The organism is Phenylobacterium sp., from assembly GCF_030693805.1.
Classification (GTDB): domain Bacteria; phylum Pseudomonadota; class Alphaproteobacteria; order Caulobacterales; family Caulobacteraceae; genus Phenylobacterium.
Map to the genome: position 1 here is coordinate 1 of NZ_JAUXZW010000309.1, position 22,015 is coordinate 22,015.

The 22,015-nt window shown below is 67.7% G+C and carries 20 protein-coding genes; 7 read left to right on the forward strand and 13 right to left on the reverse strand.

The annotated features are described in order from the left end of the window. From Q8M88_RS12005 to Q8M88_RS12020, 4 genes are all read right to left on the reverse strand, one after another. On the reverse strand, positions 1-2,370 hold a 2,370-nt coding region (locus Q8M88_RS12005), incomplete at its 3' end, for a TonB-dependent receptor domain-containing protein (protein WP_305597392.1). Beyond that, positions 2,370-2,717: a hypothetical protein gene (locus Q8M88_RS12010; RefSeq protein WP_305597393.1), complete on the reverse strand. Its 348-nt coding sequence runs from the start codon at positions 2,715-2,717 to the stop codon at positions 2,370-2,372. The genes Q8M88_RS12005 and Q8M88_RS12010, both read right to left, overlap by 1 nt. A 441-nt stretch (positions 2,718-3,158) precedes the next feature. Beyond that, positions 3,159-4,547, reverse strand: a complete 1,389-nt coding sequence (locus tag Q8M88_RS12015; protein ID WP_305597394.1) for an MFS transporter — start codon at positions 4,545-4,547, stop codon at positions 3,159-3,161. Positions 4,548-4,610: 63 nt separating this feature from the next. Next, a complete protein-coding gene (locus tag Q8M88_RS12020) occupies positions 4,611-6,614 on the reverse strand; it encodes a TonB-dependent receptor (protein WP_305597395.1) in 2,004 nt (667 codons plus the stop codon). Between the two features lie 162 nt (positions 6,615-6,776). Between Q8M88_RS12020 and Q8M88_RS12025 the strand changes: the two genes are divergently transcribed. From Q8M88_RS12025 to Q8M88_RS12040, 4 genes are read left to right on the forward strand one after another with little or no spacing between them, the layout of a single operon-like run. Then, entirely contained in the window at positions 6,777-8,252 is a 1,476-nt protein-coding gene (locus Q8M88_RS12025; RefSeq protein WP_305597396.1) for an exopolysaccharide biosynthesis polyprenyl glycosylphosphotransferase, read from the forward strand. Between the two features lie 47 nt (positions 8,253-8,299). Next, positions 8,300-9,796 (forward strand): lipopolysaccharide biosynthesis protein, encoded by a 1,497-nt coding sequence (locus tag Q8M88_RS12030; protein WP_371132695.1) that lies wholly within the window; start codon positions 8,300-8,302, stop codon positions 9,794-9,796. Beyond that, positions 9,793-10,725, forward strand: a complete 933-nt coding sequence (locus tag Q8M88_RS12035) for a glycosyltransferase family 2 protein (protein WP_305597397.1) — start codon at positions 9,793-9,795, stop codon at positions 10,723-10,725. Before Q8M88_RS12030 ends, Q8M88_RS12035 begins: the two co-directional genes overlap by 4 nt. Next, positions 10,722-11,489, forward strand: a complete 768-nt coding sequence (locus Q8M88_RS12040; RefSeq protein WP_305597398.1) for a polysaccharide deacetylase family protein — start codon at positions 10,722-10,724, stop codon at positions 11,487-11,489. Before Q8M88_RS12035 ends, Q8M88_RS12040 begins: the two co-directional genes overlap by 4 nt. On the opposite strand, the gene Q8M88_RS12045 is transcribed toward Q8M88_RS12040, so the two are convergent. The 3 genes from Q8M88_RS12045 to Q8M88_RS12055 form a co-directional block, all read right to left on the reverse strand. Then, entirely contained in the window at positions 11,455-12,750 is a 1,296-nt protein-coding gene (locus Q8M88_RS12045) for an O-antigen ligase (protein ID WP_305597399.1), read from the reverse strand. The genes Q8M88_RS12040 and Q8M88_RS12045 overlap by 35 nt on opposite strands. Further along, a complete protein-coding gene (locus tag Q8M88_RS12050) occupies positions 12,747-13,445 on the reverse strand; it encodes a sugar kinase (RefSeq protein ID WP_305597400.1) in 699 nt (232 codons plus the stop codon). Before Q8M88_RS12050 ends, Q8M88_RS12045 begins: the two co-directional genes overlap by 4 nt. Positions 13,446-13,517: 72 nt before the next feature. After that, the gene (locus Q8M88_RS12055; RefSeq protein WP_305597401.1) at positions 13,518-15,041 is read right to left on the reverse strand and encodes a GumC family protein; all 1,524 of its coding nucleotides are present in this window, start codon (positions 15,039-15,041) and stop codon (positions 13,518-13,520) included. 72 nt (positions 15,042-15,113) lie between these two features. Here Q8M88_RS12055 and Q8M88_RS12060 point away from each other — a divergent pair, with 72 nt between their 5' ends. Then, a complete protein-coding gene (locus tag Q8M88_RS12060; protein WP_305597402.1) occupies positions 15,114-15,839 on the forward strand; it encodes a polysaccharide biosynthesis/export family protein in 726 nt (241 codons plus the stop codon). A 69-nt stretch (positions 15,840-15,908) separates the two neighbouring features. Here Q8M88_RS12060 and Q8M88_RS12065 read toward each other — a convergent pair whose 3' ends face one another. After that, positions 15,909-16,184, reverse strand: a complete 276-nt coding sequence (locus Q8M88_RS12065) for a sel1 repeat family protein (protein ID WP_305597411.1) — start codon at positions 16,182-16,184, stop codon at positions 15,909-15,911. Between the two features lie 181 nt (positions 16,185-16,365). Then, positions 16,366-17,097, reverse strand: coding sequence for a glutathione S-transferase N-terminal domain-containing protein (locus Q8M88_RS12070; protein ID WP_305597403.1), 732 nt, complete (start codon positions 17,095-17,097; stop codon positions 16,366-16,368). Positions 17,098-17,259: 162 nt separating this feature from the next. On the opposite strand from Q8M88_RS12070, the gene Q8M88_RS12075 reads away from it, so the two are divergent. After that, positions 17,260-17,775: an RcnB family protein gene (locus Q8M88_RS12075; protein WP_305597404.1), complete on the forward strand. Its 516-nt coding sequence runs from the start codon at positions 17,260-17,262 to the stop codon at positions 17,773-17,775. Between the two features lie 6 nt (positions 17,776-17,781). On the opposite strand, the gene gatB is transcribed toward Q8M88_RS12075, so the two are convergent. The 4 genes from gatB to gatC form a co-directional block, all read right to left on the reverse strand. Further along, positions 17,782-19,254, reverse strand: a complete 1,473-nt coding sequence (gene gatB / locus Q8M88_RS12080; RefSeq protein WP_305597405.1) for an Asp-tRNA(Asn)/Glu-tRNA(Gln) amidotransferase subunit GatB — start codon at positions 19,252-19,254, stop codon at positions 17,782-17,784. A 44-nt stretch (positions 19,255-19,298) separates the two neighbouring features. Continuing rightward, on the reverse strand, positions 19,299-19,619 hold the full coding sequence (locus tag Q8M88_RS12085; RefSeq protein WP_305597406.1) for a hypothetical protein: 321 nt from the start codon (positions 19,617-19,619) through the stop codon (positions 19,299-19,301). A 129-nt stretch (positions 19,620-19,748) separates the two neighbouring features. Then, entirely contained in the window at positions 19,749-21,221 is a 1,473-nt protein-coding gene (gene gatA, locus Q8M88_RS12090; RefSeq protein ID WP_305597407.1) for an Asp-tRNA(Asn)/Glu-tRNA(Gln) amidotransferase subunit GatA, read from the reverse strand. After that, a complete protein-coding gene (gene gatC, locus Q8M88_RS12095) occupies positions 21,222-21,509 on the reverse strand; it encodes an Asp-tRNA(Asn)/Glu-tRNA(Gln) amidotransferase subunit GatC (protein ID WP_305597408.1) in 288 nt (95 codons plus the stop codon). It abuts the gene before it with no gap. Between the two features lie 118 nt (positions 21,510-21,627). On the opposite strand from gatC, the gene ruvX reads away from it, so the two are divergent. After that, on the forward strand, positions 21,628-22,015 hold a 388-nt coding region (gene ruvX, locus Q8M88_RS12100), incomplete at its 3' end, for a Holliday junction resolvase RuvX (protein WP_305597409.1).

Sequence of the window (22,015 nt, forward strand, 5' to 3'; positions counted from 1 at the left end):
CTGATCGGTGTAGCCATCGGTGTAGTTGGTCTGCACGCGGATGTTGTGCGGGCCGTATTCCCATTCGGCGTAACCGACGCCTTTCCACTCCGGCAGCGGGAAGACTTGGGTGCCGTAGTTGAAGAAGCCTGACGCTTCGAAAGCCGGCGAGATCAGAGTGCCGCGGACGCGCTGTTCAGCGACCTGATACTTGATGATGTAGCTGGCCTGTGCGCCGAAGCGCAGTTCGCCGCCAAACACGTCCTGGAATTCGAAGTCGCCGGTCACGTCGACGCCGTCGGTCTTGATGCCGCCCGCGTTGACGTAGGAGACCGTCAGCCGGGACACGTTGTTCGGCGAGCAGACGTTCGGGTCGAACGTGAAGCGCGACTGGATATCGGCGAACGCCGCGGTGCCGCAGTTCGCGGTCGAGTTGTTCGGGAACATCAGGTTGAACAGCGTGCCGGGCGGTTCGGAGACGAACGGATCCTGCAGATCGAAGTTCCAGTAGTCGACCGTGCCCTTGAACGGGCCGGCCTCGACGATGACGCCGACGCCGTAGGTCGTGGCCTTCTCGGGCGCGAGGTCGGCGTTGCCGAGGGTGAACACCGGCCGGAAGGCGTTGTTCAGCGACACCTGGGTGACGATCGGCGACGGATCGAGCAGGGTCAGCGGCGGTGCGCGGAACGTAGTGCCGACCGAGCCGCGGAACGCCAGCCAGTCGGTCGCCTGCCAGCGCAGGTCCAGCTTCGGATTGAATGTGTCGCCGCCGGCTTCCTCGCCGTAGTTCTCATAGCGCGCTGCAACGTGGGCGCTGAAGGTGTCGGTGAAGGGCAGATTGGCTTCGGCGAAGACCGCGAAGACGTTCTGCACGACGTTCGACGGGAAGGCCGCCGCCTGCAGCGAGAACGGTCCGACCGGGGCCAGACAGTTCTTGGTTCCGTTGATGATCGTATCGGCGCAGGGCGTGACCGCCGCGTTAAACGGGTCGTTGTAGTTGGAACGGAAGAAGTTGCGACGGAACTGGCCGCCGGCCGCCCAACCGATCTTGCCGCCGGAGAATTCGATCGGCAGCTCGCCGTTCAGCACCGCGTCCACCACGAACAGACGGCTGGTCCCCTCAGTCTTGTACTGGTCCCAGATCCACTTGGTCAGCTCAAGGTTGTTGGCGACCGAGGCGTTGTACAGTGGGTTCGCCTGGCCGGGAGCCTGGCCGAACATGGTCTGACTGACCGGGAACGAGTTGGAGAACGGGTTGAAGTAGTAGCAACCGACGGCGTTGTTGCCGGCGTTGGTGGTGAAATTGTTGGTGACCGACGCGTTACAACGCGGATTGCCGGCGAGACTGCCGTAACCGCGAAGCGCGAGCTCTTGGCGGTTCACGTAGTACTCGTAGGCGCTCTGCTTGAAGTTGGTGACGTTGTAGGTCGAGGCGATGTCCCAACCGATCGCGTCGTCGAACAGCTTGCCGGAGAAGCCGCCCGACACGCGGTAGGTCTTGATGTCGGTGACGACCGGGTTGGCTTCGCCGCCAGTGATCGGGAAGCCGCCCAGGCCGAACGGACGGAAGTTCAGGCTGGTGGGCCACACCACGCCTGTGGTGCCGGCGGGGAACGCGTTCGGGAACTGCTGGATCAGCAGCGCCAGGCCGGGGTTTGTCACCGGTGCGTAGTACTGACCGGGAAGCGGCGAGGTCAGCGCCGTCGGGCCTTGCAAGCCGGACGGGAACGGCGAGGTCCAACCCTCGGTGTAGGTTTCCGAATACAGGCCCTCGGCGTGGAACTTCACCGTGTCGGAGAGATCGAAGTTGGTTTCGCCGTAGAGCTGGAAGCGGTCCGAAGGATCCTGCAGGTTGACGGTGGTGCCGGCGTAGCGCGCCAGGCAGACCTGAGCGCCGCCAACGAAACCAGGCTGGGCGCCGACGGTGGCGCAGCCAGGGTCGCGGATTTGAGCGGCGAAGTTCGCCGCCGTGGTGGCGCCCACGATCGGACGGAACGTAGTCGGGTTGTTGGTGAAGGAGTAGCCCGCGTCGGGATTCTCCAGATAGGTGGGCGTGCTGAAGTCCCGATCGACAGGGCGCAGGCGCCCCTTTCTTTGCCATCCAGCCGACAGTAAGACATTGCCGTTGTCGCCACTCCAGCCCCAGACCGCGCTTGCGCCGTAGTCGGGATCATAGGCGTCGGGCACGTACTTGACGTCCGCCGAGACTTCCAAGCCATTGAAATTCTTGCGGGTGATGAAGTTGACCACGCCGCCAATGGCGTCGGAGCCGTAGGTGGCGGCGGCGCCGTCCTTCAGCACTTCGATGCGGCCGATGGCGGCCGTCGGTAGGGTGTTCAGGTCGACCGCCCCGTTGCGGGTCGGAAAATTCACCAGACGCCGGCCGTTCATCAGCACCAGAGTACGCTGCGGCCGAGGTTGCGCAGGTTGACGGTGGCGATGCCCTGGATCGGCAAGAATGTCGTCGCGTACTGGTTTTGGTCGCCAAGTACGCCGCCGCTCACCGCCAGTCGCTTCATCATCTCGACGGTGCTGGGATTACCCTGACGCTGCAGCTCGTCGGCGCCGATCACGTCGACCGGCAGTGCGGCGTCCTCCGGCGTCCCGGCGATGAATGAGCCGGTGACGACGACTTCGCTGACTTCGCTGTCGTCCTGGGCGTAGGCGGTGGCGCCCCAAAGGCTGGCCAATGCGCAAATGGCCAAGGCTGAGCCTTGGCCGAACAAATGAGCTTTCATGTAAATCTCCCCTAGGGCGTACCGGTGTCGATGCCGGCGTCAGTTGTTCTAAAGCGACTGACCGAGGCCGGCCCGCTTATGGCCCCGCTTCGGTTACGGATTTAAAAAATCACAAAAGTCACCAACCGCTGGGTCCGCGATAACGCGACCCGATGCGTTGGAGGCTGCGACCGGCGGAACCTATGAGAAGATTTGACCGAAGGATCAATCACCTCTGGGGGGTCGATGTGCCTGTTCCATAGGCAATGACACCCTTTGTGTTCGAGTGTGGAAAAAAGCCACGCCCTCACCGTTGACGTTAGGGCACGAAACTCGTTGCAAGACTGTAAAGAGACGTAACACGGAGGCCGTAATTGTTTTGTGGCTAAACAATATACCCACGCGAACCGCGATCAACTCGCGGTCTACTGCATGACCCAACGTAAGCCGATGGCTGTCGGATCAGTGACCTGAGATCTCCTCAAGCGTGCGATGCCGAGTCCTTGGTCCGAAACCGCCGATGACGACCACCACCACACCCATCGCCATGGCGATGAACACGAACACCCCGGTGGTCCCGAAATCACGCAGGAAGAACGCGATCATGAAGCTGGTGAACACCGTTGACAGCCGGCTCCAGGAATAGACAAAGCCCACGGCGCGCGCCCGGATCCGTGTCGGAAAAAGCTCGGCCTGATACGCATGGTAGGCGTAGGACAGCAGGTTGTTGCTCAGCGTGATCAGCACCCCGAACGTGATCAGCGCCGCGGCCCCCGTCTGTTGGGTGAACAGCAGGCCGAACGTTGCGGTGCCGACCGCCGCGGCCACGATTTGCCACTTGCGTTCGATCCGGTCGGCGATGGTGCTGAACATCAGCGGGCCGATCGGATAGGCGATGGCGATGATGAACGACCACAGCAGGCTCTTGGTCACGCTGGCGCCCTGCGCCGCCAACAGCGATGGCACCCAGTTGCCGAAACCGTAGAAGCCGATGGTCTGTGCGAAGTTGAACACCGCCAGCATGATCGTCCGTCGCCGGTAGGGCGGGCGGAATATCTCGCTGAGTCGACCCTCACGGACCTCGGCGGAGGGCTGCGCCGTCGCGACGGGCAACCGGCGGCCGAGCTCGGCCTCCACCTTCGCCTCGATACGGGTGAGAATCGCATGGGCTTCGTCGATGCGGCCATGAGCGGCCAGCCATCTCGGCGATTCGGGCACGCGCGCTCGGATGACCCATACGGCGACGGCGGCCACCGCGCCCGCCAGCATCACCCAGCGCCACCCCGCGATCCCCCACGGCGACAGCGGCACCAGCCACCAGCACACCAGCGCCACCGTCGGCACCGCCAGGAACTGGATGAACTGGTTGATCGCCAGCGCACGCCCGCGGATCTCCTTGGCGACGAATTCGGTGATGTAGGTGTCGATGGTGACCAGCTCGACCCCGATGCCGATCCCGGAGATCAGCCGCCAGACATCGACGCCCACGGCCGTCGTCTGGAAGGCCATGACTACGGTCGCGGCGCTGTACCAGATCAGCGACCAGGTGAAGATCGCGCGCCGGCCGAAGCGATCGGCGAGTTGTGAGAACACGATAGTGCCGATGAACAGACCCGCGAAGGTGGCGGCGGCGAAGGCGGCCTGATCGGTAAGGCCGAACATCCCCTTTTCCGCCCCGTGGAACACCCCGTCGGCGATCAGACCAGGGGACACGTAGGCGGTCATGAACAGGTCGTAGAACTCGAAGCAGCCGCCCAGCGACAGCAGGATCACCAGACCCCACATGTGCTTCGACGGCGGCAGCCGATCCATCCGCGCAGCGATGTCCGCCGCGCTCATCGCCTGCGTCATGGATTCTCCCGGGCGCGCCTTGGTGTCAGAGTGACAGCTTGGACGCGCCGGGGCGAGCCTGCGTCAATAGCTCTTGCGCAGCCTCAGGATCAGCACCCTGCCCCAGCGAAGGTCCCGCACTTCGGTGTAGAGCAGAGGCGTGCGGTCCCGCGCGCCGGCGTAGACGATCCGCTCGCGCTGGAAACTGCGCTCGGTGAGATTGAGCACTTCCAGGCGCACCAGCAGGTCGGGCCTGGGTTTGTATTCGGCGAAGAAGTCGATCCAGGTGTCGAACTTGCGGTTCTCGATCTCGCTCAGACGAAAGTTGCGCTCGCGGATGCCGGCGTCGGGCGCGATGTCCAGGCCCCAGCTGCTCTTCCAGCGCGGCAAGTCCTGAACGAAGTGGAAGTCCCATTCCACGGGGCGCACGGCGGAGATCTCGCGCTTCTGGCCGGTCAGCGTATCGGTGACCTCGGAGCGCCGCCACGTGCCCTGCGCCTTGAACCGGGCGTTGGCGACGCCGAAACGATCGAGCGGCAGGCTGATGTTGGCGATCAGTTCGTCCTTGCTGCCCTTGCCGATGTTCCCGGGCGCGTCGGCGACCGGCACGCCGCCGAAGAACAGCGGGATGCGGTCGACCACATCATCCAACTCGGAATGGCGGGCCGTCAGGATCACGGCTGCGCTGGGCCCAAAGCGGCGTTCGTACGCGGCCTCGAACACCCAGGCCTGCTGCGGCGCCAGGTCCGGGTTGCCGGCGATCACCACCCCGGTGTTGGCCACGGTCGATGAGGCGACGAAGTCGTCGAAGTTGAGCTGGCCGACCTCACGTTCGACCCGCACGCGAAACTGGTCGCCGGCCCGCGGCGACCAGGTGACCAGCGCCCGGGGCTTGGTGAACTGCAGGGTCTTGCTGAGGTTGACGTCGCCGCTCGAGGTGACCTCTGAACGCTCCTGGCGCACGCCGGCCTCGAGGTTGAAGTGGTCGTCGATCCGCCAGGTCACGGTGGCGAAGGCTTCGGCGCGCTTCTCCTCGACGGTGACGTTGGCGGCCGGCAGCACCACCGGCGCGCCGTTCACGGCGAGCGTCGTCGCGACGTCTAACGTATTGAAGGCGCCCTCCCCGCCCACCTCCCACGAGATCGTCGGGCTCTGGCGGAACTGGATGTGCGCGCGCCCGACCGTCTCAGCGATGTCCCGGTCGAGTCCGAAGCGGCGTTGGGTGAGGCCGCGGAAGTCGGACTTCTGGGCATTGGTCTTCCACTGCTGGAACCCCACGGCTTCCAGCGATGTGCGCGCGCTCAGCCCGCGGCTGTAGCGAGCGCCCAGCTCAGCCTGATCCCAGACGCTGGTGTCATGCTGGTACTCGACGCCGCCTGGCACGCGCAGCCGGTCGGTGATGTCCAGGTCCTGGGTGAACGGCTGGAAGGCGCCATTCAGGCGCAACTTGCCGCCGGCCAGCGGCGTCTCGAAGGCGCCGGTGGCGAACTTGCGATAAACGCGTCCGTCGGCCTCGACGTCCGAGAGGATCTGGATGGAGCGGTTCGGCGCGTAACGCACCCGCTGTCCGTCGCCGTACGTCGCATCAGGCAGGTAGCCATAGTAGACCGAGAACTCTGCGGAACGCCCGCTGGGCCAGCGCCAGCTGCCTTCGCTGCGGATGTTGGTGAAGACCCGTCCGTCGTAGAAGTAGGCGACCGAACCGGTCGTCGCGCCCTTGAAGCCTGCGCCGCTGCGCAACACCACATTGGCCAGCACGGCGCGGCCCTGCATGTCGACCCCGCCCGCGCCGCCGCGGATCAGTTCGATGCGCTCCACCGATGAGGCGGCGATGCGCTTGAGGATCTCGTCGAGGGTGTCGTTCTTGGCGACTGGCGGTTCGCCGTTGATCAGTACATTACCCGTGGCCCCGGCCAGGCCGCGCACCGCGAGGCCCTTGTCGAAGGCGAACCCCGGAACACGCTGGATCATGTCCAACGCGGTCGTCGGCGCGGCGCCGGCGAAGAAGCTCGCCGGATAGGCGATCACGCCCTGCTCGGCGGCCAGAGCTGGCGCCTCCACTTGCGGTACGGCCGCCGCCAAGATCATCAGAACGCTCAACGCCATCCCCCCGGGAAAGATTCGACGAGGCTGACGATTAAGGCCGGCCATCGAAAGCGTCATCGCCCGTCGAGGCACCAAGTCCGAAATCCGCCGACCCGCGCCGTTCGTTAACGGCGTGCTCAGATCGACCTGACAGTGTGCCGCGCCGTGCGTACGCTCCCTCTCCCAGACGCCACCGCCGCCTCGCCGTCGGCCCAGGAACGCCGCGGGCCGATGCGGCCCGGTCGGCTGCTCTCCACCCGCAAACGGCTGCAGGGTCGCGCGGTCGCCTGGCTGTTCCGCGCAGGCGATGCGGCCGCCATGGCCGCCGTTTCGCTGGCGACCTCGACACTGGCGCCCGGCCAGACCCAGGCCGCCTTCCACCTTCTGTCCGCCATCGCGGTGCTCGCCGCGCTCGGACTGTTCGGAGCCTATGATTTCCGGCGAAGCGAAGGCGTCAGACTGCACCTTTCGCGCGTCGCCGCCGCGTTCCTGGCCGGCGCGGCCGGCGCGCTCGCCGCCTACGTGCCGCTGGCCATGCGATCCGACATCGGCGTCGCGGCGCGATCGTGGATCCCGCTGGCGCTGCTGGTGGTCACCATCCTGCACCTGGGTTGGTGGCTGTGCGTGCGCCGCTGGCGCGCCAATGGCCGCCTGGCGCCCAATATCGTGGTTGTGGGCGCAACCGGCGCCGCCGAGCGGCTGATTGCTGCGGCCCTGGATCGGCGCCAGGTCAACATCCTGGGCGTGTTCGACGACCGCGCGGGCCGCGCTCCCGGCGCGATCCGCGGCGTCCCTGTGCTGGGCGACACCAAGGCGCTGATCGATCATCGCATCATGCCGTACGTCGACCGCGTGGTGATCACCGTGCCGCCGCGAGCGACCGCGCGCGTGGCCCAATTGATCGAACGCCTGCGCGTCCTGCCCAACGAGATCACCCTGTTGTTGGAAGGCCAGGACCAGCCCGCCGAGGCCGCCGCCATCTCACGCGCCGAGGATGTGCCCCTGGCCTACATCAGCGGTCCGCCGGCCGACGCCCTGCGCCCGATCGTCAAGCGCGCCCAGGACCTGGTGATCGGCGTCCTCGCGCTGCTGGTCGCCGCTCCCGTCATGGCGGTGATCGCCGCACTGGTGCGCCTCGACAGCCCCGGCCCGGTGCTGTTCAGCCAACGCCGCCACGGCTTCAACAACGAGGAGATCGTGGTGTGGAAGTTCCGCACCATGCGCGCCGACGCAGCCGACGCCACCGCCGCGCGCCAGGTGCGCCCCGGCGACGAACGGGTGACGCGGCTGGGCCGCGTGCTGCGCGCCACCAGCCTCGACGAGCTGCCGCAACTCTTCAACGTCGTGAAGGGCGAGATGTCGCTGGTGGGGCCCCGTCCCCACGCGGTCGGCATGAAGACCGGCGATGTGGAGTCCGCCCGCCTGGTCACCGAATACGCTCATCGCCACCGCATGAAGCCCGGCATGACCGGCTGGGCGGCGATCAAGGGTTCGCGCGGACCGGTCGATACGCCGGAGTCCGTCCGCGTGCGCGTCGCCCTCGACGTGGAGTACATCGAGCGCCAGTCTCTGTGGCTCGATCTGTACATCCTGACGATGACGCTGCCGTGCCTGCTGGGTGATCGCAAGGCGGTGCGCTGAACGCACGGCCCAGCGGGCTTTTATCCGATCGCAACAGGTGTTGCCGCATGGTCGCGCTGGCGCGCCATAATCAGCGGCTGAAGTTCCAAGGAGCCCCGATGTTCTGGCGAGGCGTGATCGGTTATCTGCCGGTCAATGTGGTGCAGGGGGTGGTGGGATTGCTCACCATCGTCACCTTCACCCGCCTGCTGACGCCTGAGCAGTACGGCCACTACGCCCTGGGCTTCTCGGTGATGGTGCTGGCGCACACCAGCCTGCTCACCTGGACCGAAGCCGCCATGGCCCGCTTCTGGGTCGGCGAAGAGGCCAAGGGCGACGCCTCGCACCACATGGCGACCCTCTATCGGACCTGGCTGGTGCTGCTGGCCGCGCTGCCGCCGGCGGCCCTGGTCATCGCGTTTTGGCCGATGCAGCACGACCTGAAGCTGGCCGCCGCTGCGGGTCTCGCCGCCGTTGCGCCCCGCTCGATCGCCAACCTCATCCAGCAGCGCCAGCGCGCCGCGGGCGAGGTGCGCAACGCCGCGTTCATGGACATCGCCCAGACCCTGGGCGCCTTCGGCATCGGCGTCGCCATGGCGCTGGCGGGCTGGGGTGGAGCCGCCCCGGTGCTGGGCGCCGCGGCCGCGGCCGGCCTCTGCGCCATGGTGCTGCTGCCGCGTGAACTGGGACGCGCCAGAGGCGGGCGCTTCGAACCCAAGCGGGCGCGCAGCTACGCGGCCTACGGTACGCCCGTCGCTCTGTCGCTGATCCTGGCGCTGGTGCTGGCCACAACCGACCGCTTCGTGATCGCCGCCTACCTCGATGAGGCCAGCGTCGGCGTCTATCACGCCGGCTACAGCCTCGCGAACCGCACCCTCGACGTGCTGTTCATCTGGCTGGGCGGCGCTGGCGCGCCGGCGCTGATCATGGCCATGGAGCGGGGTGGCCGGCCGGCGCTGGCCAGCGCCGCGCGCGAACAGGCCTCGCTGATGATCCTGCTGACGCTGCCCGCCGCGGCAGGCGTGGCTATGACCGCCGGTCCCTTGTCGGACCTGCTGGTGGGCCCGGCCCTGCGCGAAGGCGCGGCCCAGGTCACGCCGTGGATCGCCGCCAGCGGCTTCCTGGGCGGCATGACCACCTACTATTTCAGCCAGGCGTTCACGCTGGCGCGTCGCACCGGCCGACTGCTGGCCGCGATGGCGATTCCGGCTGTGGCCAACCTGGCGCTCAATCTGGTGCTCATCCCGCACATGGGACTGACCGGCGCCTTGCTCGCCACCCTGATCAGCTTCGGATTGGGCCTGATCGCCACCCTGGCTTTGGGCCGCGGCCTGGTCGACCTTCCGATCCCGTGGAAGACACTGGCCGAGGCCGGCTTCGCGACACTGCTGATGGGCCTGGCGGTGAATCAAGTTCCCGCCTTGGGCGGCGTGGTCGAACTAGCGCTGAAAGCCGGCGTCGGCGCCCTGGTCTACGGCGTGGTGGTCTATGTGCTGGACGCCGGCGGCCTGCGGTCGCGCGCCGGCCAGCTTCTGCGCACTGTGCGCGCAAGGCCCGCGGCATGAGCGCCAGCGACGAAACCCTGTTCGACAACAACACCTGGGCCGGCGCACAGCCGCGTCTGTCGGTGCTGATCCCATTCAAGGGCGACGACCCGGTCGATCTGCTCCTGGCGCTCGACCGCGAGGCCGCCGACGTCGAGATCGTGCTGCTGGACGACGGCTCCCAGGACGAGGGTCTGGCTCAGCGCGTGACCCAGACCGTCGCGGCGGCGCGCACGCCCGCGCGGTTCGTGCGCCTGGCCGCCAACATCGGCCGCGCCAAGGGCCGCAATCGGCTGGCTTCCCATGCCCGCGGAGAAGCGCTGCTGTTCCTAGACAGCGACATGGCGCCGGATGATCCCCATTTCCTCGGCCGCTGGCGTTCGCTGGTGGACGACGAGAATCCGCCCATCGCCTTCGGCGGCTTTTCGTTGAAACAGGCGCCGCTACGCCGCGAGACCGCCCTGCACCGGCGCATGGCCGCCAACAGCGACTGCCTGGGGTGCGACGCGCGCCGCCTGGCGCCGGAGAAGACCCTGTTCACCTCCAATCTGCTGATCCGCCGCGACGTGTTCGACGCCGAGGCCTTCGATGAAGGCTTCTCCGGCTGGGGATGGGAGGATGTCGAGTGGGCGATGCGCGCCGTGCGCCGCTGGCCGATCCTGCACATCGACAACACCGCCACCCATCTGGGCCTGGACAGCGCCGCCACCCTCGCCGCCAAGTACGAGCAGTCCGCCGCCAATTTCGCCCGCGTCGCCGAACGTCATCCGCAGATCGTCGCCGACTACCCTAGCTATCGGGTCGCCCGGGCGCTTAAGCACGTGCCTTTGCCGACGGTCTGGCGCCCAGCGCTGAAGGCCTTCGCCTTGGCCGACGCTGCGCCGCTCGGCGCGCGGGAGTTCGCCATGCGCCTCTACCGCGCCGCCCTCTACGCGGAGACCATCCGTTGAAAGCCTATGCCGACGCCTACCAGCCCGACCGCTCCCTGCAGGGGAAGCTGCGCCGCCGCGTCGTGCGGCTCGTTCACCGCCGCCCCCTGGCCATGGCGCCTGAGCGGCCGATGATCAGCTTCAGCTTCGACGATGCGCCCGCCACCGCCGCCCACACGGGCGCCCAGTTGCTGGAGGCGCGCGGCGCCAGGGGCACCTACTTCGTCTGCGGCGGCCTGGCCGGCCAGGACGTGCCCATGGGCCGATGCGCGGAAGCCGCCGACTACCGGAAATTGGCCGAGGCCGGACACGAGATCGCCTGCCATACGTTCTCACACTTGGACTGCGGACAGGCCTCGGCCGACGCGGCCGACGGCGAGGCGGCGCGCAACACCGCCGAGTTCGCCCGCTGGGGTCTGCCGGCGCCAACGACCTTCGCCTATCCTTACGGCGACGTGGCGGCGGGGCCGAAGCGTGCGCTGGGGTCGCGGTTCTCGGTGCTGCGCGCGCTGCATCCCGGTCTGATCGAGCTGGGCGCGGACCTGAACCAGGCGCCCGCGGTGGGGATCGAGGGACCCGAAGGCGAGGCGCGGGCCCGCGACTGGATGGGGCGAGCCCTGCGCGCGCGGGCCTGGCTGATCCTCTACACCCACGACGTACGCGACGACCCTTCGCCCTGGGGCTGCACGCCGCAGGCGCTCACGCGGTTGATCGACGAGGCGCTGGCGGCGGGGTTCGAGCTCGCGACGGTCAGCGACGCCGCACGGCGGCTGGGCGTGTGCTGACCTCCAGCGGCCTGTCCGGCCAGGCAAGCTTCACCGCCACGGCCACGAACAACACCCAGCGCAGGTCGTTGTAGGTCACCGCCACGCTCTCGGTGAGCGACATCAGGCCGTACACCAGCAGGAACGGCGCGGCCAGGTAGGCGCCGCGCTCGCGGAAGATCGCCACGGCCGCGAGCACCGCGGTCTCGACCCACATCAAGGCGAACGCCGCCAGACCGAATACGCCCAGGCCTAGCCACTGCTCGATCCAGGCGTTGTGGGCGTGCTGCGGCTTGAAGCCGGCGTCCTTGACGATCCAGGCGAGCGGCCCCCAGACGCCCTTTAGCGTCCACACCGCCTCATAGCCGAAGCCGGTCCAGGGTCGTTGCTCGATCTGCCGCATGGCGGCGTCCCAGATCAGCGTACGCCCCGTGAAGGTGGCGTCCTTGCCCAGCAGGTTGAACACCACGTCGGCGGCGAACAGCAGCACCGCCGCCAACAGCACGAGGCCCACGACGCCGGCCCAGATCGTGGCGATTCGCATCACCGGTCCGCGCCGGATCAGCGCCACGAACACCAGCGCGCCTGCGCCCAGCAGCAGGCTGACCAGCGAGGTCTTCGACGTCGACAGCAGCACGAGCGCCAAAGTCAGGGCCGCGAAGCTCCACCAGAGCCAAGCCCGTCGCGGGTTCAGCATGGCGGCGGCGGCCAGGGCCACGAAGCCCAAGGCCATGTTACCGCCTAGCGCGTTCTTCTCGGGCCAGACGCCCCGCCAGGCGCCGGGGAAGATCTCCGACATCCGTCCGAGGGATGGCGTCAACAGCCCGGCCAGCAGCGCCACGACGGCCAGCAGGGCGAAGGTCGCGGCGATCACCTCCGTCATCTGCGCCCAGCGATAGCGCACGGCCAGCGCCACTCCGCCCAGCGTCGTCAGATAGACCGCAACGGCGCGTCGCGCCGATTGGTCGGGCGCGATCGACCACGTCACCGAGATGCCGACGATCGCCAGGAGAATCAGCAGGAACGGCTGGCGCAAGGACGCCAGTGCGGTGTCGCGCGGGCTCATCGCCAACATGCCCAAGCCGATTGCGTAGGCCGGGAAGAACAGGGCGCGCACCAGGCTGTTGCTGTCCGCCTGCGGGGTTTCGCCGGTCAGCGGCATCACCCAGCCCTGGCTGTAGATCGCCAGCATCAGCACGCAGGCGCAGGCGATCCCAGCGCCGACCAGATCGAACCCGTGCGTGCGCGCGGAGCCGCCGGGGCTCCAGGCGACCTGGGTCACGGCAGAAGTCCCTTGAGGAAGGACGGCGGCCCGAGTGTCATGCGGTTGAAGAACAGGCCGGCCACCGTGCCGCCCGCGCCCCCGATCGCGTCGCGCAGCAAGGCTGGCGCACGCACGTCAGCCTCGTCTGCGGCCACTACCAGGACCGTTTGATCCATGAACGGCGCCAGCGTGATCGCCGCCTGCGACCGGTCGGCGGACGGCGCATCGACGATCACCACCTCCACATGGCGGCGCAGGGACTCCCAATATCGGGGACTCTGCACCACGTGCACGGTCTGGCCGGCCCGCAGCAGGTCGCGGCGAAAGCGCGTGACCCACAGGTTGGCGCGGCCAACGCGATGCGCGTTCAGATAGGCGCCGTCCGGCCACGGGCGACCATCTGAGGTGCGGCCGCCGGGTTGCACCGTGAAGAACACCGAACCATCAGGTGTCGCCGCGGTCGGCTCGCCCATCACGCCATAGCGCGACGGATCGGCGCCGAGGATCGCGTGTTGCGGCGAGGCCAGCAGGTCCAGGTCGATCAGCCACACGGTGCGGCCTGAAGCGGCCACATAGCGGGCGAGTTCGCGCGCGACGGTCGAGGCGCCTTCTCCGCGACGCGCGGAAACCAGCTGCACGGTGCGCGCGCGGCCAGGCGCGGAAGCGCCCAGCGAAGCCCACAGCTCGGCCATCTCGGCGTTGAGGTCCACCATCAGTCGAATCGCCGCCAAAGCAGGGAGCTGCAGGCTAGCGCAGTTCGCCCCGTGGCGTCGCGCCGTCGCATCTTAGGCGGTGCGCGGTTTGAGCGACGCCGCGCCCAGCACCGGCAGGTCGAGCGTGCGCGCCGCCGATCGCGGTGTCGGCAGGCCAGGGCGCAGGAAGGCGCGCAGCAGACCGGCGCACAGCGCGGTGAAACCGGCGAACAACAGCGACAGGATCGCCACCGGTTTCTTCAGGCTGGTTCCCTTGGTCGGCGGCAGGGCGCGTTCGACGATACGGATGTTGTCGTTGGAGAAGGCCTGGATCTCCTGAGCCGCTCGGCTCTGCTGCTCGCGCACGGTGAAGTCCCGCACGTTGGCCTGCAGCACGTCGCGGTCGAGGCTGAGTTCCTGGAACGCGGGCTCCAAGCCCGCTAGCTTGATCCGCCGGTCGGTGACCTGCTGAATCTGGCGCGCCAGCGCTTCGGAGGCCTGGCGCAACGCCGCCGATTCCGCGGCGAGCTGGATCTTGTCGGTCTGGACGGTCTGGTAGACTGGATTGACGCCGACGCGGCGCGCGCTCTCGCCGCTGGTGCGGCCTGCGCCGATCGCCATGTGCAGCTGGTTAATCTGATAGTCCAACTCCTGGACCGGGCGCGCGTTGGGCTTATAGCGCGCCAGCAGGTCCTCGCGCTGCACCTTGAGCTGCACCAGCTTGTCGGCGGCGGCGGGGTTGATGTCGTGGAACAGGCCGACCTCGGGCGTCAGCGCCGCAAGCTGGCCATTGAGCGCCGCCAGCCTGCCCAGGCGATCCTGGAGCTGGGCGTCGGTCTGGTATTTCTGCTGCTCGATCTGCGCCTGGAGTTGCGACAGTGAGGTCTTCTCAGCGACGAAATCGCCGATCCGGTTGTTGTTGAGGAACTGCTCGTAGGCCGAATCGGCGGCGGCCAGCTTTTGCTCGAAGCTCTGGCGCTGCTGCTCCAGCGCCGGCGAGTCGGTCTCCGAGAGCACCGCGCGGCGATAGATCAGGTACTCCTCCAACAGGGTGTTGAGCACCCGGGCCGCGACCTCCGGCTTCTGGTGGGTGAAGCTGACCCGGATGATCGGGGTGTCGGGCGCGGTCTCGACCTTGAAGCCGCTCTGCAGCTCGCGCAGCGCTATGCCGCTGATCTCGCGCTTGTCGGCGGGACCCGCGGACGCATAGCGCTCGGCGAGCTTGGGATCGATGTAGGCCAGGCCCAGGCGCTCGATCACCCGTTGCTTCAGGTGCGCGCTGCTCAGGATCTCGGTTTCCGACTGGATGACCTGGTCGGAGTCAGGCACCGCGCCACGACCGGCGTCGCCGGCGCGGGGTTCGTAGACGTACTCCTGGCCCAAGCGCACCAGGACGCTGGAATAGGCCGGATAGCGGGTCTTCATGCTGAATGCGGCCATCAGGCCAAGGGCGAAGATCACGGCGAACACCACCAGCATCAGCCCGCGTTCGCGCCAGAGCAGCGTCGGCATGTCGCTGATCACATAGCGCGGCCGCGACGCCCATTCCGATCCAGACGTGGCGTCCGGGCCTTTGACGTTCCAAGCTGCAGGCGCCGCCATGGTGATTCCGACCATCCCAGTTCACCGGAATGACCGTGGCCGGACGCCCTTAACGATCCGTTACCCATTCTCTTTAACCATTGGCTCATGAGCACAGATCACCGCCCCGCCCGTCGAATGGTGCTCCTGGCCGTCCTGGCGCTCGCCGGTTGCGCCAGCGCAGGCGACAAGGCCACCGCCCCAACCGGGCGCGCCGACTTCGCCGACATCCCCTACGCGGACTGGAGCGACTACGAGCCGCCCTACCGGTTCTATCCGGGCGACGAGCTTGAGATCGCCCTGCCCTCGGCCCCGGAACTGAACAAGACCCTGACCGTGCAGCCGGACGGTCGCGTAGCCCCCGGCCTGACGCCGCCGGTGATGGCCGCCGACCGGACGATCGCCGAGGTGCAGGCGGCGTTGGCCGAATCCTTCTCGACGGTGCTGCTGCGTCCCGACGTCTACGTCACCGCCAAGGCAGCCCCGCTGAAGGTGTTCGTGGGTGGAGAGGTCGGCAATCCGGGGATCTACGACATGGCCGGCGACGCAGACGCTCTTCGCGCGGTCGTCCAGGCCGGCGACTTCAAGCCCACCGCAGACCGCAGCCGGGTGATCATCATCCGCCGCGGGCCGGACGGCGTGGGGATGATGCGTCGGGCCAATCTGTTGCGCGGCCTGCGCTCGTCGTCCGCGGACCTGGTGCCGCTGCGCCGCTTCGACATCGTCTACGTGCCGCGCAGCGGCGTCGCGGCGCTCGGCATCGTCGTGCAGCAGTACTTCCGCGACCTGTCGCCGATCGGCTTCAGCTACGCCCTGGGCGACCAGCCGCGGTAGGCGCGAAATACGGTCCCAGGCGTGGCGTTGCGCGTCCTTCTCCCGCAGGAAGAGAAGGACGACCAGGCCTCAGCCGTTGGCCAGCCATTCGCGCGCGGCGCGCTGGGCTTCGGCCACGTCTTCGCTCGCCATCTCCTGGCTGAGTTCCTTGCGGTACACCTTGGCCTCCACCGAGCCGCGCATGGCGGCCAGATTGAACAGCATGTGCGCCGACACATAGTCGAGCGGCGCGCCGCCCTGACCCGTGGAATACAGCATCGCCAGGCGGAACAGCTCGTCCCCGCTGGCGTCGGCCTTCGGCAGCGGCAGGCCCTCGACGGCTCCAACTTCCATGCTCATGAGCATGATCTTCAACCCTTCCCAAGACCGCTGCGCCTCCGTTCTGGAGATCGCTTTTGGTCATCCTGGAAGCGAGGAGAGTCGATCGCGGCTGAACATATAGTTAACTCGACACGGCGCGTGATCTATTGGCCACAGTCGAGCCCTAGGCGCCTTTTACTGCAGCGAAATCTGTATCTCCCGCAGGTTAACGCGCCCGCTGGTTGAACAGCATGCGCCGGGCCTCGTCGGCCTGCGCCCCGCTGGCGGCGAGGCTTGCGTTATCACGCCGCAGGACTTCGCCCTTGGCTAGCGCGCGCTTCACCGCGTCGCGGGTCTCGATCCGGGCGCGCCAGGCCTGCACGTTGGGGAATTCCTCGAGGTTGATTCCCTGCATCGCCCAGGTTGAGGTCCACGGCCAGGACGCGATGTCGGCGATCGAATAGTCGCCGGCCAGAAAGTCTCGCCCCTCCAGCCGCCGGTTCAGCACGCCGTACATACGGTGCGCCTCGTTGGTGTAGCGGATGGCGCCGTAGCCGATGTGGCGCTGGTCCGAGGTCATGCTCGGCGCATAGCCGCGGAAGTGATGGGCCTGGCCCAGCATCGGCCCCAGGCCGCCCATCTGCCAGAACAGCCATTCATCGACGGCGACCCGCGCGCGTTCGTCGGCCGGATACAACTTACCCGTCTTGCGGCCCAGGTACTGGAGGATCGCGCCCGACTCGAACACCGAGATCGGCTGGCCCCCCGGGCCGTCGGGGTCGACGATCGCCGGCATGCGGTTGTTCGGGCTGATCGCCAGGAATTCCGGCTTGAACTGATCGCCTCGGCCGATGTTCACCGGCTTGATCTCATAGGCCAGGCCCATCTCTTCGAGCGCGATGGTGATCTTGTGGCCGTTCGGGGTGGGCCAATAATGCAGGTCGATCGGTTGCGGCATGGCGAAGGCTCCTGATCCGGTGTGAGGTTCGCATTGGACCCTGCGAGCGCCGCTGACAACCACGGGCGCCGTTCAGGCGCGGTTCAGGCCGATTTCCCCAAGGTGATCGCCTGAGGGATGACTGTCCGGCCGCCGAGCGGCCGGACGCCAGGAGACTCGATGATGAAACGCCTGATCTTGAGCCTGACGCTGGCCGCGGTGGTCGCCGGCCCGCTCGCCTTGTCCGCGGGCGACGCGAGCGCCCAGCCGCGCTTCGAGCGCGGCGACGATCGTTGGGACAGGCGCGATAACCGCCGCGATGATCGACGTTATGACCGGGGGAACAGGCGCTGGGATCGGGGCGACGGTCGCAACGACAGCCGTTGGGACCGGGACGATCGGCGCAGCGACCGCGGCTGGGATCGTGGGCGCCATAACGGCTACTATTTCAACAACACCTGGCACTACGGCCCGCCGCCGCAAACCTACTACACGAGCCCCTACTACCGGCCGGGCTACAACGCCTGGCGGCGCGGCGCCTATCTGCCGCCGTCGTATCGGGGCTACATGCTGAACGACTACGGTCGCTACCATCTGCGCGCGCCGCCCCGCGGTTACGCCTGGTACCGGGTCGACGACGACTACCTGCTGGCGGCCATCGCCAGCGGTCTGATCTTCGACATCATCGGCGACCGGTAGAGGCCGTCAGTCGCCGCCGAGCTTGGCGCGGAGCATCTGATTGATGGTGGCCGGATTGGCCTTGCCGCCGGTCTCCTTCATCAATTGGCCAACGAACCAGCCGATCGCCTGAGGCTTGGCCTTCACGGCTTCGGCCTGGCCAGGGTTGGCGGCGATCAGTCGGTCGATCATCGCTTCTAGCTCGCCGGTGTCGCTGACCTGGCGCAGGCCGCGGGCCTCGACGATGGCGCTGGCCGCGCCCTCGCCGGCCCACATGTGCTCGAAGACCTCCTTGGCGATCTTGGAGGAGATCACGTCCTCCTCGATGAGCCGCACCAGCTCGGCGATGGCCTCCGGCTTCAGCGGGCTGTCGGTGATCTCCAGGTTGGCGGCCGACAACTGCGCCGTCAGCTCGTTGGTCACCCAGTTGGAGGTCAGCTTGGCGTCGCGCCCCACCGCCGCGGCCTCGAAGAAGTCGGCCTTGGCCGCATCGCCCACCAGCACGCCGGCGTCGTAGGCGGACAGTCCGTATTGCGACTGCAAGCGCGCCTTCTTGGGGTCCGGGAGTTCGGGCAAGCTGTCCTGGATCGACTTCACCCAGGCGGGATCCAGCACCAGCGGCAGCAGATCGGGATCGGGGAAGTAGCGGTAGTCGTGCGCTTCTTCCTTCGAGCGCATCGAACGCGTTTCGACCTTCGTGGGATCGAACAGGCGCGTCTCCTGCACGATCTTGCCGCCATCTTCGAGGATCTCGATCTGGCGGCGCGCCTCGTACTCGATCGCCTGCTGGATGTAGCGGTACGAATTGACGTTCTTGATCTCGCAGCGCGTGCCCAAGCCCTCGCCCGGACGGCGTACGGAGACGTTCACATCGGCGCGCAGGTTGCCCTTCTCCATGTCGCCGTCGCAGGCGCCGAGATAGACCAGGATCGTGCGGACCTTCTTCACATAGGCCGCGGCTTCGTCGGACGAGCGCATGTCGGGCTTGGAGACGATCTCCATCAGCGCGGTGCCGGCGCGGTTCAGGTCCACGTAGGTGGCGTCAGGGTCCTGATCGTGCAGCGACTTGCCGGCGTCCTGCTCCAGGTGCAGCCGCTCGACGCCGACGGTGAAGCTGGTGCCGTCGTCGCGTTCGACGATCACCTCGCCCTCGCCGATGATCGGGTGCTGGAACTGGCTGATCTGGTAACCCTGCGGCAGGTCGGGGTAGAAGTAGTTCTTGCGGTCGAAGCGCGAGACCAGGTTCACCTGGGCCTGCAGGCCCAGGCCCGCGCGCACCGCCTGCTCGACGCAGAAGCGGTTGATCACCGGCAGCATCCCCGGCATCGCCGCGTCCACCAGGCTGACCTGTTCGTTGGGACCTGCGCCGAAGCCCACGGCCGCGCCGGAGAACAGCTTGGCCTTGGAGGCGACCTGGGCGTGGATCTCCAGGCCCAAGACGATTTCCCACGGACCGGTGCGGCCCGCGATCAGCTTGTCGGTTTTGTCGGTCTTGCTCATGGCTTCGTCATAGTCCGGCGGGCGCGCCGACGGAAGCGGCTGGCTTAGTTCTGGCGCGCCTGGGCGACGGCGATGGCCGCGCCGAAGCCGCCCAGGCCGTCGGAGCTGACCGCCAGAGAGACGTGACCGGTCAGGGCCGCAGGCGGGCCGATCTCGGCGGCCATGGTGCTGCTCGGCGGCAGCGGCGTGAGGGAGCGCGAGGTGGCGCGGCTCATCTCGCCCATCGCCGAGGACCCGTCCCGGTTCTTCTTGGCCTTGCGATTGGTCGTCGGCGCCGTCTGAGGGCGGTTCACGCCGAGCGAGTCGCTGCTGAGTTCACCAAGGCTGAGCGGCGCACTGGCGATCGGCGCACGAGCCGTATCCATCGCTTCCGCCGCGCTGGCGACGGATCCACAGGCCAACGCGGTGACGGCGCCAGCCGCGAGCAGAGAGGGGATTCGAGCGCTCATCGCAGTATGTTTACCACCGCGGCGCGCGCTCGACCACCTTGGCCGTCACCACCACTTCTGGGGCTTGCCCGTGAAGCCTGCCGCCTTCTCCAGCGCGGCGCCGATCGAGAACAGCGTACCTTCGTCCAGAGCACGGCCGATCAGTTGCAGGCCGAGCGGCAACCCCTTGGCGTCGACCCCGGCCGGAACGCTCATCCCTGGCAGGCCGGCCAGGTTCACCGTCACCGTGAAGATGTCGTTCAGGTACATGGCCACAGGATCGTCCGAGCGCTCGCCCAGGCTGAAGGCGGCGCTGGGCGCGGTGGGCGTCAGCAGGGCGTCAACGCGCTCGAAGGCGGCGTCGAAGTCCTCCGAGATCCGGCGGCGCACCTTCAGCGCCTTCAGGTAGTAGGCGTCGTAGTAGCCGGCCGAGAGCACATAGGTGCCGATCAGGATGCGGCGCTTGACCTCTTCGCCGAAGCCGGCGGCGCGGGTCTTCTCGTAGGTCTCGGTCAGGTTGTCGCCCTCGACCCGCAGGCCGTAGCGCATGCCGTCATAGCGCGCGAGGTTCGAGGACGCCTCGGCCGGAGCCACGATGTAGTAGGCCGGAAGGGCGTACTTCGTATGCGGCAGCGACACCTCGACGATCTCGCAGCCGGCGTCCTTCAGCCAGGCGATCCCCTGCTCCCAGAGGGCGTCGATCTCCGCCGGCATGCCGTCGACCCGGTATTCCTTGGGTACGCCGATGCGCAGGCCCTTCACCGACTTGCCGACGAAGGACGCGAAATCTGGCGTCTCCACCGGCAGGCTGGTGGAGTCCTTGGGGTCGTGACCGGACATCGAGGTCAGCAGGATCGCGGCGTCCTCGACCGTGCGCGCGATCGAGCCTGCCTGGTCCAGCGACGAGGCGAACGCCACCACGCCCCAGCGCGAGCAACGCCCGTAGGTCGGCTTGATCCCCACCGTCCCTGTGAACGATGCGGGTTGGCGGATCGAGCCGCCGGTGTCGGTGGCCGTGGCCCCCAGGCAGAGCTGCGCCGCCACCGCCGTCGCCGAACCGCCGGATGAACCGCCGGGCGTCAGCTTGGTGTTGCCGCCGTCGGCGCGCCACGGATTGACCACCGGTCCGAACGCCGAACTCTCGTTGGACGAGCCCATGGCGAATTCGTCCATGTTCAGCTTGCCCAACATCACCGCCCCGTCGCGCCACAGCTTGGCGGTCACAGTGGATTCGTACTGCGGGATGAAGTCGCCGATGATCCGCGAGCAGGCGGTTGAGCGTACGCCCTCGGTGCAGAACAGGTCCTTGACGCCAAGCGGCGCGCCGTCCAGGCGGCCAGCATCGCCGCTGGCGCGGCGCGCGTCGGAAGCGCGCGCCATGTCCATCGCCTTGTCGGGCGTCTCCAGCACGTACGCGTTCAGCGCGCGCGCGGCCTCCAGGGCCTCGATGTGCGCCTGGGTGAGCTCAGCGGCGGAAAACCGCTTGGCGTCGAGGCCCTCGAGCGCGGTCTTCAGCGTGAGTGACGTGAGCTCGCTCATCTATTCCACCACCTTGGGGACCACGAAGAAGCCGTTCACCGACTTCGGCGCATTGGCCAGCACGCGCGCCGCGTCGCCGCCCTCGGTGACCACGTCGTCGCGCATCGGCAGGACGGTGGCCTCGGCCGAGGTCATCGGCTCGACGCCGTCGGTGTCCACCTCGTTGAGCTGCTCGATCCAGGCCATGATGCCGGAGAGCTCGCGCGCCAGCGGCTCCAGCCGGTCCTCCGGCTGGGCGATACGGGCTAGCCGGGCGACCTTGCGCACCGTCTCGGCGTCGATGGCCATGCGGCCCTCCTTGCGACTTCGCGGGCCAGGGGTTAGCCGCCCGCGACGCCCTTTGACAAGCCGCACGTGAGGGCGAGGCCGCTTCGCGTCGAGGCCGATCGCGGCTATCACCGCGCCCATGCCCGTCGTCGACCTCCTCGAACTGCCCCAAGCGCTGCCGCCGCGGGCCTGCGTCGTCGGCCTCGACCTAGGTGAAAAGACAATCGGCGTCGCGGTCTCCGACACCGGCCGGGTGGTCGCCTCCCCTCTGGCGCTGATCCGCAAGACCAAGTTCATCGAGGACGCGGCCGCCCTGTTCAAACTGATGGATGCGCGCCAGGCCGGCGGCTTGGTCATCGGTCTGCCGGTGAACATGGACGGCACGGAAGGTCCGCGCTGCCAGTCGGTGCGGGCCTTCGGCCGCCACCTGCTGCGCCTGCGCGACCTGCCGATCGCCTTCTGGGACGAGCGTATGAGTTCGATGGCGGTCAACCGCATGCTGATCAGCGAGGCCGACGTCACCCGCG